Annotated in this window: 11 protein-coding genes; 9 read left to right on the top strand and 2 right to left on the bottom strand. The window is 34.1% G+C overall.

The features are described from left to right. Nucleotides 1-2: 2 nt before the first annotated feature. Both AC2DZ0_RS07010 and AC2DZ0_RS07005 read right to left on the bottom strand, forming a co-directional pair. Complete coding sequence (locus AC2DZ0_RS07010; RefSeq protein ID WP_484644592.1) at nt 3-875, bottom strand: family 16 glycosylhydrolase; 873 nt, start codon at nt 873-875, stop codon at nt 3-5. Nucleotides 876-997: 122 nt separating this feature from the next. Beyond that, nucleotides 998-1849 (bottom strand): AraC family transcriptional regulator, encoded by an 852-nt coding sequence (locus tag AC2DZ0_RS07005; RefSeq protein WP_484644590.1) that lies wholly within the window; start codon nt 1847-1849, stop codon nt 998-1000. Between the two features lie 160 nt (nt 1850-2009). Here AC2DZ0_RS07005 and AC2DZ0_RS07000 point away from each other — a divergent pair, with 160 nt between their 5' ends. From AC2DZ0_RS07000 to AC2DZ0_RS06960, 9 genes are all read left to right on the top strand, one after another. Further along, complete coding sequence (locus AC2DZ0_RS07000; RefSeq protein WP_484644589.1) at nt 2010-3128, top strand: Zn-dependent alcohol dehydrogenase; 1119 nt, start codon at nt 2010-2012, stop codon at nt 3126-3128. Between the two features lie 6 nt (nt 3129-3134). Beyond that, entirely contained in the window at nt 3135-3938 is an 804-nt protein-coding gene (locus AC2DZ0_RS06995) for an alpha/beta hydrolase (protein ID WP_484644587.1), read from the top strand. Between the two features lie 22 nt (nt 3939-3960). Continuing rightward, nucleotides 3961-5118, top strand: coding sequence for a cytochrome P450 (locus AC2DZ0_RS06990; RefSeq protein WP_484644585.1), 1158 nt, complete (start codon nt 3961-3963; stop codon nt 5116-5118). A gap of 12 nt (nt 5119-5130) precedes the next feature. After that, nucleotides 5131-5445, top strand: a complete 315-nt coding sequence (locus tag AC2DZ0_RS06985) for a 2Fe-2S iron-sulfur cluster-binding protein (RefSeq protein ID WP_484644583.1) — start codon at nt 5131-5133, stop codon at nt 5443-5445. 14 nt (nt 5446-5459) lie between these two features. Next, nucleotides 5460-6710 (top strand): NAD(P)/FAD-dependent oxidoreductase, encoded by a 1251-nt coding sequence (locus AC2DZ0_RS06980; RefSeq protein WP_484644581.1) that lies wholly within the window; start codon nt 5460-5462, stop codon nt 6708-6710. 12 nt (nt 6711-6722) lie between these two features. Continuing rightward, a complete protein-coding gene (locus AC2DZ0_RS06975) occupies nt 6723-9278 on the top strand; it encodes a glycoside hydrolase family 2 TIM barrel-domain containing protein (protein WP_484644580.1) in 2556 nt (851 codons plus the stop codon). 99 nt (nt 9279-9377) lie between these two features. Beyond that, on the top strand, nt 9378-10928 hold the full coding sequence (locus AC2DZ0_RS06970; protein WP_484644579.1) for an alpha-L-fucosidase: 1551 nt from the start codon (nt 9378-9380) through the stop codon (nt 10926-10928). Between the two features lie 316 nt (nt 10929-11244). Next, a complete protein-coding gene (locus tag AC2DZ0_RS06965) occupies nt 11245-12039 on the top strand; it encodes a T9SS type A sorting domain-containing protein (protein ID WP_484644577.1) in 795 nt (264 codons plus the stop codon). 313 nt (nt 12040-12352) lie between these two features. Next, a complete protein-coding gene (locus AC2DZ0_RS06960; protein WP_484644576.1) occupies nt 12353-13549 on the top strand; it encodes a T9SS type A sorting domain-containing protein in 1197 nt (398 codons plus the stop codon). The last annotated feature ends 239 nt before the right edge of the window (nt 13550-13788 follow it).

The raw sequence follows: 13788 nt of genomic DNA, 5'->3' as shown, positions 1-13788 counted from the left end.
ATTTAATTTTTCTTTTGCCAGACTCTAAAATATTTAATGTGGAATTCTCCATCCAAACGGTTGTCATCAGGTAGTGCTCCAAACCACTTGTTAGATTCACAATTGAAGTTGATTTCTAGGGGTTGATGCCAATGTGTGTTTTTTGCTTCCCTAAACAAAATACCATCAATATAAAACCGAATAAACTCAGGGGTCCATTCAAGTCCCCAAACATGATAGTCTTTTTGTAATTCTTGAGGAAAGTAATATTTTTTTGTTCTTGAAAAATGTTTTTTGATATTGCCTTTATCCTCAGGAGCTCTAAACACATGAATGTTTGAATTTAAGTCATGACGGTTGTAGATAACACCAGGGGCATTTTCACAAATATCAATTTCTGTCCACCAATCTTTACTTACATTAGTCATCCAAAAACCGGAGACCCACGGGGCATCCATCAGTTTAATTTCAGCTTCAAAGTACCCGTATAAAAATTTTTGTTTGCTTTTAATAAAGCCAGTAGAATGTGTATAGGTTTCAGGTAGTTTTTCATCGCCGTGTTGATTGACTCTAATGACAACTTCACCTTTTTCTAAACTTACATTGCTACCATGAAAATACGTTGGTGCTCGACCTTTCCATTTGGGATTGTTTGCGTACCATTTATTGGTGTTTAGTTTTCCTTTTTGAAATTCATCAGAGCCACTTTTAGATTTTTTCCAGTTGCCAGAGTTCTCTTGATCGGACAAAGGGTGTTTATCCGTTTTTCTTAAAACAGCTGTTTCTGTTTTTACGGAATCTACATAGCGTTTTGGTGGTATCGTTAGATTTTGAGAATAGCAATGTACTATTCCAAATACAACAAGGAATAATAATATTAGACGACTTTTTTTCATGAGTATAATTGGTTTGTTTTATGAGTTTTAAGCTATGGTAAAATTATCTAGTATATGGGTTTCATTGAGAAACGTATGTGTTTTTGAACAGAACAAAATTCTTGAGGAATGATAAAAATTCACTATTCGTGTGGATTTTTTCTAAAATGTAAAGGAGAACAATTCATAAACTTTTGAAATTGTTTATAGAAAAAGGGAAGACTTTCATATCCGCAGTCATAAGCAATTTGGCTGACCTGTTTTGTTGTCTCAGTTAGTGATTTACAGGCTAGATTGATTCTGTATTCGTTAACAAAGGTGAAAAACGATTTGTTAAAAGTTTTTTTGAAAAACCGGCAAAAAGCTTCGTCTGTCATCGCCACTAAACTAGAAACATCACTTAATTTAATTTTTTTATCATAATTATGCCTTACAAAATGATAAACTGCCTCAATTCTGTTGTTGGCCTTTCGATTTAATATGGGAGTGAAATTCGAAGAAGATAATAGTTCGAGGTCTTCCTCTTTACTTAAACTCTCTAACAGCTTTACAAATCCAAGCATTTTGTGAAATGGATCTAGCGCTAACAACTCAAATAAACGTTTTGAGAATTTTTCTGAGGTATCAGAAGAAAATTTAATTCCTTGTTTTGATTTAGAGAATAATTTTTTGATGTTTGAGAATTCTTGTTTTTCTATCCAGTTTTGACCGAGTAATTCTTCATCCCATTGAAAGATAATAGATTGAACATGTGTTACATTTTCATCTGTGTTTTTCCAGCAATGTGGAATATTAGGACCGAGTAATACAAAATCACCTTCCTCAAATTTTTGTATGCTATTTCCAACATACCTAATCCCTTTGCTTTTTACTATATACGTAAGCTCAAATTCAGGATGGAAATGCCAAGGTGCAGTAAACCTTTTATTGTTGAAAATAAATGAGTTAAAAGAGTTTTCAGCAGGTGAAGCTATTTTTTCAAATTCGGCTTTCATGATCTGTTTTTTTTCAAAAATACTCAATTATGATGTTATTATCTGTTTTATTTATACAGTATGTCAATATAGATTACTATTTGGCTAGAATAGGTACTTTTTGCTTTCTAACATGTCTTTATTTTTGAATTATCAATTAACTAATTACAAATAGTATCATATGAGCACTACATGTAGAGCAGCTATAGCCAACGGGAAAGGTGGTTTTAGTATCGAAAATATTGAAGTAGGAAATCCTAAAAAAGATGAGGTTTTAGTAGCTGTTAAAGCTGCTGGACTGTGTCATACAGATCATGATTCCTTAAGTTGGGGAAAACCAATAGTGATGGGACATGAGGGAGCTGGGATTGTTACTGCAATTGGAGATTCTGTAAAAACCGTTAAAGTTGGGGATTCTGTAATCTTAAATTGGGCTACTCCCTGTGGAACATGTTTTCAGTGTGAGCATGAAAATGAACATATTTGTGAGAATAATTCTCCTGTAGTTGCTGGAGGCAATGGTTATACAGAGGGGCATGCTCATATCGATGGGACAAAGTATAACGATACTCCCATTGAACGTTCTTTTAATATTGGAACGCTATCCGAGTTTACTTTAGTGAAAGAATCTGCTGTCGTTAAAAACCCTATTCAAGATATGAGTTATTCGGCAGCGAGTATTGTAAGTTGTGGAGTCATGACAGGTTTTGGATCTGCAGTGAATACAGCGAAAGTTTCAGAAGGTTCTTCTGCCGTTGTTTTAGGAACAGGTGGAGTAGGCTTAAATGTTATTCAAGGAATAAAAGTGTCAAAGGCCTCAAAAATAATAGCCATAGATATCAATCAAACACGTTTGGATATGGCTGTGGAGTTTGGAGCTACACATACGATATTAGCAGATAAGAATGATAAGGGACTTTTGAAAGCTGCTGAGAAAGTGAAGGCAATGACTGATGGCAGAGGGGCAGATTATGCCTTTGAATGCACTGCGATTCCTGCATTAGGAGCAGCGCCATTGGCCATGGTTAGAAATGCAGGAACTGCAGTACAAGTAAGCGGAATTGAACAAGAAGTGTTGATTGATATGGCTTTGTTTGAATGGGATAAGAAATACATCAACCCATTATATGGTAAATGCAACCCACAAAAGGATTTTCCAAAAATTATTGATCATTATAAAAAAGGAGATATCATGCTAGATGAAATGATTACACGTACGTATCCCTTAGATAATTTACAACAAGCATTTGATGACATGCTTTCAGGAAAAAATGCGAAAGGTGTAATAGTTTTTGAATAATTGATGATGTCGAATTTTAAAACTACAGAAATTTCAGACCCGCGTTTTGAAACGAATAATTTACGTCATATCACGGTAAAAAGTAAGCATCTGAATCATAGGGGGGATATTTCAGTTTTTGTGCCACAAGGAAAAAAAATAGAGAATCTACCCGTTGTTATATTGATGCATGGGGTTTACGGTAGTCATTGGATTTGGGCTCACAAAACAGGTATTCATTTAAAAATGAAAGAATGGATAGAGAAAGGTGAAATTCAGCCAATGATAATTGCAATGCCTTCTGATGGCTTATGGGGAGATGGGAGTGCTTATGTAAAACATAGGCAATCAAATTTTGAAAAATGGATTGTGGATGATGTTCCAAATGCTGTTAAAGAATTGATACCTCAAGCAAGTGATACTTCTAAATTTTTTATAGCTGGTCTCTCCATGGGAGGGTTTGGTGCTTTACGGTTAGGGATAAAATACAATCAGTTTTTTTCTGGAGTGTCTGGTTTATCTTCCATAACGGTACTTGAGGAGATGAAACTTTTTGTTGAAGAACCCTTAGAGGCATATAAAGAAGAAAATAAAGAAGCTATTTCGGTATATGCTACAATTTTGAAAAACATTGAAAATTTGCCGCCATTTAGATTTGATTGTGGACGGGATGATGAGCTTATAGAAGGAAATAGAAAGTTACATCAGCAGTTGATAGAGGCAAAAATTGAACATACCTATAAAGAAAATTCAGGGAAACATGAATGGATTTATTGGGAAACACATATTAAAGAGACCATTGAGTTTTTTGATGGGATTTTAAAAAAATAAATAAAAATTTAAAGCTAAAAATATGGAAAAAAGTGCATTGCCAGATCCATTTGAAGAGGCGCGTATCCAAAAAGGATATGGAAAAATGAATGATCAGGAGGATCCTGTTACAATGGTTCTTGGTTTGAAAGACGTACGAAAATGTGCACATAACTGGAAAAAATTTCAGTCAGGTGCTACTCCAGGGAGAATTGTAGTTCCGTCTGAGGTAAATATAAGGGATACAAGACAAATTCCTTTTGAGGTAGATCCACCAGAGCATAAGGATTTTAGATCCTTAGTGGAACCTTGGTTTAAAAGACCCCTGGAGGAAGGGTATATAAATAAACTGACTGATCAGATAAATGATTTAGTTGATGAGGTTTTAACGATGAATGAAGTTGAGGTTGTTGCAGATTTTTCTTTGAAATTACAATCTAGGGCCTTGACGTTGTTATTGAATATTCCTTATGAAGAATCTGAATTATGGATTTCTTGGGGAACACACGTGTTTCGAAGTGAAGGAAATGATCTAGATGGAGACAAAGCAAAGCTATTGTATGATTATATAGATGGTAAAATCTGTATGGCGATGCAGAATCCTGGTGATGATTTGTATTCTATGTTATTAGCGGCAACGGTAAATGGTAAAAAGTTAACTAGAGAGGAAATTAAAGGAATTATCATCCTAACATTTTCTGGTGGTAGAGATACGGTGATCAATGCCATCACAAATTCAATTGCATACTTTGCCGAGCACCAGGAATCTTTAAAAAGATTAGCAGAAGAGCCAGAAATTACTGGAAAAGCAGTAGAGGAACTGATTCGTTATTTTTCTCCATTAACTCATATGGGTAGGGTGGTTACTGAAGATACTGAAGTTTGTGAACATGCAGTGAAGGCTGATTCAAGAATTTCATTATGCTGGGCTTCAGCGAATAGGGATGCCAAAGTTTTTGAAAATCCGAATGAAGTTGTTTTGGATAGAAAATTAAATCCGCATGTGGCTTTTGGTTTCAGTCATCATAATTGTTTGGGGGCAACTCATGCACGACAAATCATGAATATTTTATTAAAAACACTAGCGAATAAAGTTCAATCGATTGATATAATTGACTTCAAAGAGAATATTGAAGATTTAGATCAGTTCAAAAGAAAAGTTGGTTACGACTCGATAAAAGTAAAATTCAATAAAAAATAAAATAAGAATAAAATGGCAAAAATAACATTTATAACAAGAGAGAATGAGACGGTTACCTTAGAGGGGACTTCAGGGTCAGTAATGCAGTTGGCTGTAGATAATAATGTACCTGGAATTGATGGTGATTGTGGTGGAGTGTGTTCTTGTGCAACTTGTCATGTGCATGTAGATGAGGTTCATGTTAGTAAAACGGGTGAAGCAAGTGAAATAGAAGCGGATATGCTCGAATTAAATGATCATGCAAATGATAGAAGTCGTTTGTGTTGTCAATTAGAAATTAGTGATGCTTTAGATGGTGTTGTGTTGCAGGTTGCGGAATCTGAATAATTAAAAAATAAATGATGGTTGAGAACAATACTGATACACAGACTTGTGTGGTAATAGGTGCAAGTCATGGTGGTGTTAATTTTGCATTTTCCTTGAGGAAGGAAGGTTGGAAAGGGAAAATTGTTTTATTTGATCGCGATCCAATATTGCCTTATCACAAGCCACCCTTGTCAAAAGCATATTTAACCAGTGCTGAGGGAATGGATTCTAACTTTTTGAAGTCAAAAGAGAGTTATGATAAGGAATCTATTGAGTTGTGTTTAGGAGTATCAGTTCAAAAAATTGATAGACTAGAAAAGAATATCGTATTGAAGGATGGGACCCTTATTGAATATGATAAACTAGTTTTAGCCACAGGAGCTAGACCCTTTATTCCACCTATTCCTGGAGTTAAATCAGCATTAAATTTATTTCCTTTAAGAACAGGAGCTGATGTAGAGAATATCCGATTGGCATTTGAGAAATCAGTTTCGAAAAATATTTTGATTATTGGAGGAGGTTATATTGGATTGGAAACAGCAGCTTCTTTAAAGAAACTAGGGGGTAATGTTACTGTTTTAGAAAGGGAAGAACGAGTTTTAGCCAGGGTGACAGCTCCTGAAATGTCGTCGTTTTTTATGGATTTGCATCATGAAAATGGCGTGGATGTTTTAGTCAATAAAAATGTTGTAAAGATTGATGCCAAATCGGAAACTAATGTTGTTGTTTGTGCTGATGGATCTTCTTATGAGGCGGATATAATTATTGTGGGTGTTGGAATTAAAGTCAATTCAGAATTGGCTAAAGATGCCGGACTTGTGATTGATAATGGAATTCAAGTTGATGGAACCGCGAAAACAAGTGATGCTTCTATTTATGCTATCGGTGACTGCACGTATCACTACAATCCACATTATGATAGAAAAATTCGTTTAGAGTCTGTTCAGAACGCGGTAGACCAGGCAAAGGTTGCTGCTGCAGCAATTTGTGGGAAAACATCAGAATACAATAGTATCCCCTGGTTTTGGTCAGATCAATATGATGTGAAATTACAAATGGTTGGATTGTCTCAAGGTTATGATGAAGTGATCACTCGACAAGAGGAAGATCCTGCTAAATTTTCTATTTGGTATTTCAAATCAGACGAATTGTTAGCTGTTGATGCAGTAAATAATCCCAAAGCATTTGTCATTGGAACAAAATTTATTAAGGGTTCAAACCTAATAGATAAAACTAAATTAAAAGACGGTTCGGTGGTGTTTAAGCCAGTGAATTTGTTAAAATAATACATCAAACTCATGAGAATAGCATCGCTAAGTATTACCCTTTTATTATTATTTTTATTATTTGTGGCTTGTAGTCAAGAGAAAAATAATTCTAGAGAAACCATTGATTTTAATAAAAATTGGAAATTTGAATTGAAAGATGATGCCAAAATAGCATCTCCGACATATGATGATTCTCAATGGAGGGTTTTAGATGTACCTCATGATTGGAGTATAGAAATAGGTTATAATAAAGAAAAAGGAGCCGCTAGTACTGGGTTTGTTGAAGGTGGTATGGGCTGGTATAGAAAACACTTTGTTCTTTCAGAAAAAGATGAAGATAAAGAGATTTCGGTTTTGTTTGACGGTGTTTACAATAATGCAAGTGTATGGATAAATGGTCATTTTTTAGGGAAAAGACCTTATGGATATAGTAGTTTTTCTTATAATTTAACAGAGTTTTTAAGTTTTGATGGTTCTGACAATGTGATTGTTGTTCAGGTAGATAGAAAGGCTTTTGTCGATTCCAGATGGTATACTGGTTCTGGTATTTATAGGAACGTTACGTTGATAAAGAGGAATCCATTACATATGAAACAATGGGGGGTACAAATTACTACACCTGAGGTTTCGAAAGATAAAGCTTTATTATCTGTTAGTACAAAGTTGTCGGATGCTGTGGCTATGTCTGAGGATAATTTATCAATAAAATATAGTGTTTATGATGCTGATAAAAAGTTGGTAAAGAGCAAAGAGCAAAAAGTGAAAGATCAAAATACGATTCAGGTTGCTATTCCAATTTTGAATCCTAGATTATGGGGTGTTGATTCTCCCAATTTATATGTCTTAAAAGTGCAGTTGTTTGATTCTGAAGATATTGTAGATGAGGTGATTGAAACTTTTGGGGTAAGAACTTTTAATTTTGATGCAGCTAAAGGATTTTCTTTAAATGGTCAAAACATGAAAATTAAAGGAGTTAATTTACATCATGATGCTGGTGCTGTAGGAGCAGCGGTTCCAAAGGCAATTTGGGAGTATAGGATTGATAAACTAAAATCAATAGGGGTGAATGCTGTACGTATGTCTCACAATCCACATTCTACTGAGTTGATGGAGGTTTGTGATGAAAAAGGAATGTTAGTGATGGCAGAAGCCTTTGATGAATGGTACAACCCTAAAAAGAAAAGTTTAGTTTATTTAGGAGATAATGCTGCTTCAAAGGAAGATTCTAAATCTTATCCGTCTGTGTTTAATGAATGGGCAGAACGTGATTTGAAAGATCTAATTTTGAGAGATTTTAATCATCCATCTGTTTTTATGTGGAGTATCGGAAATGAAATTGAATGGACGTTTCCGTATTATTCTAAAGCATACAGAGAAATAAATAAAAAATCTGGTGCCCAGGGGTATGAGCAAGTTCCTGACTACGATGTTGTTAATATTAATAAAGTTTTTACTAAACATTTTGAAGGAGAAGATCCTCTAGCAAAAACGGCAAAGCAGTTGGTGAAATGGGTCAAAGAAGTGGATACAACTCGTCCAACAACGTGTGGTAGTGTTTTACCTTCTATAGGTATGGCTAGTGGTTATGGAACAGCCGTGGACGTATACGGATTTAATTATCGCGCTTCAGAATATGATAGAGCTCACAAAGTATATCCTAATTTAAAAATATTAGGAACAGAGAATTGGGGGGCTTATTCGGAATGGAAAGCTTGTATTGAACGGGAATTTGTTTCTGGTATTTTTGCTTGGACTGGTTTTGCGTATCTAGGAGAAGCGGGACCTTGGCCAAGAAAAGGTTTGGAAATTTCATTTTTCGATTATGCAGGTTTGAAAACACCAAGAGGTCATTTTTATGAATGTCTTTGGAAAAAGGACCCAAAGGTATATATGGTGACTACTCCAGCTAAAGAATCAGAATTTTCCTATTCGGAAAAAGAGGGATGGAAATTTGACATGCAGTATACACCTGCACCTGTATGGAAAATGCTTAGGAAATGGGAATGGTACAAAGTGTATCCAAAATGGAATTATACAGCTACGGAACCAATTATTGTACAGGCGTATACAAATTGTGAAGAGGCTGAATTGTTTTTAAACGAAAATTCTTTAGGAAAACAAAAACTTGAAGATGTTAAAGAAACAGATAATATTATCAAATGGATGGTACCATATAGTGAAGGTGTATTAAAAGTAGTGGGCTATAATAATGGTATAAAAGTTGATTCGTATGAATTATCAAGTCAAGGTGTTTTGACTAGCATTGCTATAAAAGGGAATAAAACTATTCTAAAAGCAGATGGATATGATGTGGCGGTCATAGAAATAAACTTGTTAGATGAAAAAGGAAACCTCATTACCGATAAAGAACATACCATTAGTTTTAGTCATGGTAAGTTGTTGAAAACGATTGGTGTAGATAATGGATGGGAAAAAAATGTGGCGACCCATCAAGGTAATGTTGTGAAAACTCATCAAGGAAAAGCTATTTTGTTGGTTCAGACAAAAACTGAACAAGGCATGGAGTCTATTTCCGCTTCAACAGCAGGTATTACCTCAGAAATATTAAAAGTCAAAATAGAATAAAAAACCATTTAGTCTTTTAATTAAGCGATTTGTGTTCCTAACAAGTTGATCTAATTGATATCTTTGAGCTATATCATTTCCAATTAAATATATAATAGAATGAAAGCGATCAAATATATCATAGCAGTTTCACTTATATTGATATCATGTTCCAAAACGCATGAGACTTCCATAAAACAGAGGGTTATTTACAAAGCAGAATGGGAGTCTTTAAAGCAGCATCAGACGCCGGATTGGTTTTTGGATGCAAAATTTGGAATTTATTGTCATTGGGGGCCATATTCAGTGCCTGCCTATGAAACGGAATGGTACTCTCATTGGATGTATGTTGATGCGAATAATCCTGAGGCAAGAAAAGGGAAAGCGCATAAGATTCATAAGCATCATATTGAAAAATATGGAACTTTAGATTCTTTTGGTTACAAAGATTTTATTCCAATGTTTACCGCAGAAAAATTTGATCCTGCAGAGTGGGCACAACTTTTTAAGGATGCTGGCGCAAAATTTGCTGGTCCTGTATCGGAGCATGCTGATGGATTTGCCATGTGGGATAGTGATTTAACAAAATGGGACTCAAAAGAAATGGGACCCAAAAGAGATATCATGGGAGAGCTATCTAAAGAGATAAGAAAACGTGATATGAAGTTCATCGCTACTTTTCATAGACAATGGTTGTATGCTTGGTTTCCTACATGGGATGAAAATACAGATGCTTCTAATCCTGAATATGCTGGATTGTATGGCCCAAAAGTAAACAAAGGAGATTTTAAGTATCCTAATAATCCACATAAAAAAAGAAAGTTTGATCCTGAAACTTATCCAATGGCAGGGGAAGAATTCAATCAACAATGGTTAGATCGTTTAAAGGAAATCGTTGATAAATACAGTCCGGATATGGTTTGGTTTGATAACAAGGTAGATGTTATTGGAGAACAGTATAGAAAAGATTTTTTGCAATATTATTATCAAACAGCAGAAGAAAAGAATCAAGAGGTTGTTTCAACCTATAAGTTTTTCGACTTTGCAGAAGGATCGGCAGTTTTAGATTTAGAGAGGTCTCGTATGAAGGAAAAAAAAGAATTTCCTTGGTTAACGGATGACTCTATAGATTGGAAGGCGTGGTCTCATATTAGTAATCCACAGTACAAATCAACCAATCGTTTGATTGATTTTTTAGTTGATGTTGTAAGTAAAAATGGGGCAGTATTATTGAATATAACACCTAGAGCAGATGGATCTATTCCTGAAGGTGTAAAAGAACGTTTATTGGAGATGGGGGATTGGCTGAAAACTAATGGAGAGGCAATCTACGGTACCCGTCCATTTCAGATATATGGCGAAGGAGATTTTGAAGTAAAAGAGGGGCATTTAAGTGAACATAAAAATGCAGATAATACTTCTAAAGATATTAGGTTCACAACTAAGGGAAATATTTTATACGCCACAGTTTTGGACTGGCCTGAAAGTGGTGTTTTGGAAATTCATAGTTTGAAAAAAGGGAATTCATATTTGTCGAAAAAAATTACCTCTATTGAATTTTTAGAGAATAAAACCAAGTTGGATTTTTCACAGAATCATAAATGTTTATCAGTGGAAATGCCTAAAGAAAAACTGGGAAACCATGCATTTGTATTTAAAATTAAGTTTTAATTACGAGTTTTGGAATTTTTTAATTTATTGATTTGAGCTCATGATGTAATCATGAGCTTTTTTTTGAATTTTTTTAAAAAAAACATTTGACCTATTTATGCTCATATTTGTATCGTTTTATGTGGTTAAAATAGATTTTGTCTAGTGTATTTATAGGTGACAAATAGTGTTTTTCAAAAAGGTAGTAATAGAGCTAAAGAATTTCGTTTTTTAGACGTTACTTTTAGTATAGAATTTGAAACATTTATGATATCCATATGAATTGTGTTAAGGTAGTTTTGTCAAGAACAAAATAATAACCTAAAAACAATTTATTATGATTAAAAAATTACTTTTAGTTGCGCTTGCAACAACGTCAATGTCATTTGCACAAACAAAATTAGTTTCCTTTGGAGGAGATGCGGAGGATGGTACTCCTGAATGGGCTACTTATACCACTCCAATAAAAGGTTCAGGGATTTCAGCTAGTGTAGTTGCTAATCCAAGTAAAACGGGCATTAATACAAGTGATAATGTGTTGAAGATTACAGAGACTACTGCTGCTAATACCGATTCAAGAACGAGAATTTTAAAGGATGGTACTGGGAATTTAGCTTTGGCCGCTTATGTACAGTTGAAACTTTATTCTCCAGTTGCAACAGGTTCTATCACATTTGCAAAAGGAGCTGCAGATTTGTCTGCTGATAAAATTACCGTGTCTTTTAATGTAGTTCCAAATACATGGACTCTAATTGAGTTTGATAATTCAGTTACAAGTATTGGGAATAGCACAAAATATGATATTGCATTCAATCATGATAGTGTAGATGATCCAAAGAATACTGCTGAAGTGACTTATTATGTTGATGAGATAACTCATTCAAATGGTTCGGTTTTAGGTGTGGATAATAACAATTCAAATCTTAGTTTGTTAGTCTATCCAAACCCAACTACTGGGATTGTTAATATTTCTGATATTTCTAAAATTCAGACTATATCTGTTTCTAATGTGTTAGGACAAGTAGTTAGAACTTTTGAGGCTAAAAACTCAATTGATATTTCAGATTTAAAGGCAGGTGTATATTTTATACAAGCCGATAATGGTTTGAAAAGAAAGATAGTGAAGAATTAAAAAAGATAATTATAATGAAGCCTCTGAGTATATCAGGGGCTTTTTTTATTGACAAAACAATCAGAATCATTAGTGCAATCATTTGCACATATGTGATGTTTTTAGAATCATTTGTTCTAAAGCTATCTTTAGTGTTTAAAGGTGTTTATTTCTTGTTTTTGAATCTTAGCCTTGTTAAATAACGTTCAAAATAAGAGTATTCTAACATGTTTTTGTTGGTTCATTTGTAGTAGTTTTTAAAACATATACGATGATTGTTCAAACTGATATTATCTAATTTTGATGAAACAATAAATAATCTTAAACAATTTTTATGATGATTAAAAAATTACTTTTTATGGTTACCATGGTGGTAACTTCAATGTCTTATGGGCAAACGACTGCTTATTCTATTTCACATTCAGGTTCAGATAATCTTGTGATTTCGTCAAATGGATATTTTTTAAATGATGATGGTAATGATGGTGTTGCTCCGTTTAGTGAAACTACAGTCACAGTTACTTCTACCATTACTTGGGATGCAGGAGCTGATCCAGTAGAAGCAGAACCAACTTCTTTTAGTACTTTATGGATGCCAATCAAAAATGCAGGTGGTGATAATATTTTTGCAAAATCTTCTGGTTTTAAAACAAATGTAGATGTCGTGTCTGATTCTGGAGCAGGAACTTCTCCTCGTATAATTACATGGGAGGTAACTACATTAACAGTATTGGATCAGGAAGATGCGGATAACAAAGTGGCTGCAACTTTAAAGTTTTCCGGTGGAGATCCTGATGTAGGATCGAAATCGTTAATAAATAATAACCAAGCTATCACAATTGTTGATGCTTACTATCCTGCAGGATATATTGATATTTCTAACGTTCAAACAACTATTCCTACAGTAACAAGAGGAGAGAGTTTTACAATGTCGTTTGATTATGTGGCAAATACAACAATTTCAGGACTTAGGTATAGAATTTTATTGGTGCATCCAGCAAATGGAGAAGAAGATCCTTATGCAAATGCAACTATTGGTGATGTTACTCATGCAGATATTACTACCACTGAGGGTACTTTAATTTCTGGATCAAGTACAATCAATTTTACGTTTCCATTAGATGCAACTTTAAATGGTTTAAGCGTTGATGCAACTGTTGATGATGGTGATGGAAATCAAATTGTGACAGGAAGTAGTGCTGATAGGTATGATTTACAGCGTAGAAATGATACTGATGATGGTTGGATAAATGACTTTTTTGGAATGACTTTTTCAATTGTAAATGAAGCTCCAGTTGCTTCTGTTAATAACGATCTAAGTGGAGAGTTAGAGATATATCCAAACCCTACATCTGGAATTATCCATATTTCTGATGTTTCAGGTCTTGACACGGTTCAAGTTTTAAATGTATTAGGACAAGTGGTTAAAACTTTTAATGCAGAGACTACTATTGATATTTCAGAATTGAAATCAGGAGTGTATTTTTTACAAGCTGCTAATGGATTGAAAAGAAAAATCATAAAGAACTAAATTCATTTTCTTTCATAATAAAGCCCTTTGAATATTTCAAAGGGCTTTTTTTTGTTTAAAAAGTAGATTTTATATTGACATACAGTGCTTGAGTTTAAATCTGTCTTTTTTTGTTTTTCTTGTTTTTATAGTGTTGTTTTTCAGGGGTTTGATTTTTTTTGTTCGGTTTTTGTGAGGTCGTTATTATTGTTGTATCAAGTTTATATCATGGTGCTTGTTTCTTGTTAAACTACTAATTT

This window comes from Flavicella sp. IMCC45668, from assembly GCF_057219105.1.
This window is presented reverse-complemented; position numbering and strand designations above follow the sequence as displayed.

What these genes read in the sequence shown, in the direction of transcription:
- AC2DZ0_RS07005 (WP_484644590.1), bottom strand. Translation starts at nt 1,849, where the DNA reads ATGAAAGCCGAATTTGAAAAAATAGCTTCACCTGCTGAAAACTCTTTT.
- AC2DZ0_RS06960 (WP_484644576.1), top strand. Translation starts at nt 12,353, where the DNA reads ATGATGATTAAAAAATTACTTTTTATGGTTACCATGGTGGTAACTTCA.
- AC2DZ0_RS06965 (WP_484644577.1), top strand. Translation starts at nt 11,245, where the DNA reads ATGATTAAAAAATTACTTTTAGTTGCGCTTGCAACAACGTCAATGTCA.
- AC2DZ0_RS06995 (WP_484644587.1), top strand. Translation starts at nt 3,135, where the DNA reads ATGTCGAATTTTAAAACTACAGAAATTTCAGACCCGCGTTTTGAAACG.
- AC2DZ0_RS06975 (WP_484644580.1), top strand. Translation starts at nt 6,723, where the DNA reads ATGAGAATAGCATCGCTAAGTATTACCCTTTTATTATTATTTTTATTA.
- AC2DZ0_RS07010 (WP_484644592.1), bottom strand. Translation starts at nt 875, where the DNA reads ATGAAAAAAAGTCGTCTAATATTATTATTCCTTGTTGTATTTGGAATA.
- AC2DZ0_RS06970 (WP_484644579.1), top strand. Translation starts at nt 9,378, where the DNA reads ATGAAAGCGATCAAATATATCATAGCAGTTTCACTTATATTGATATCA.
- AC2DZ0_RS06990 (WP_484644585.1), top strand. Translation starts at nt 3,961, where the DNA reads ATGGAAAAAAGTGCATTGCCAGATCCATTTGAAGAGGCGCGTATCCAA.
- AC2DZ0_RS06980 (WP_484644581.1), top strand. Translation starts at nt 5,460, where the DNA reads ATGGTTGAGAACAATACTGATACACAGACTTGTGTGGTAATAGGTGCA.
- AC2DZ0_RS07000 (WP_484644589.1), top strand. Translation starts at nt 2,010, where the DNA reads ATGAGCACTACATGTAGAGCAGCTATAGCCAACGGGAAAGGTGGTTTT.
- AC2DZ0_RS06985 (WP_484644583.1), top strand. Translation starts at nt 5,131, where the DNA reads ATGGCAAAAATAACATTTATAACAAGAGAGAATGAGACGGTTACCTTA.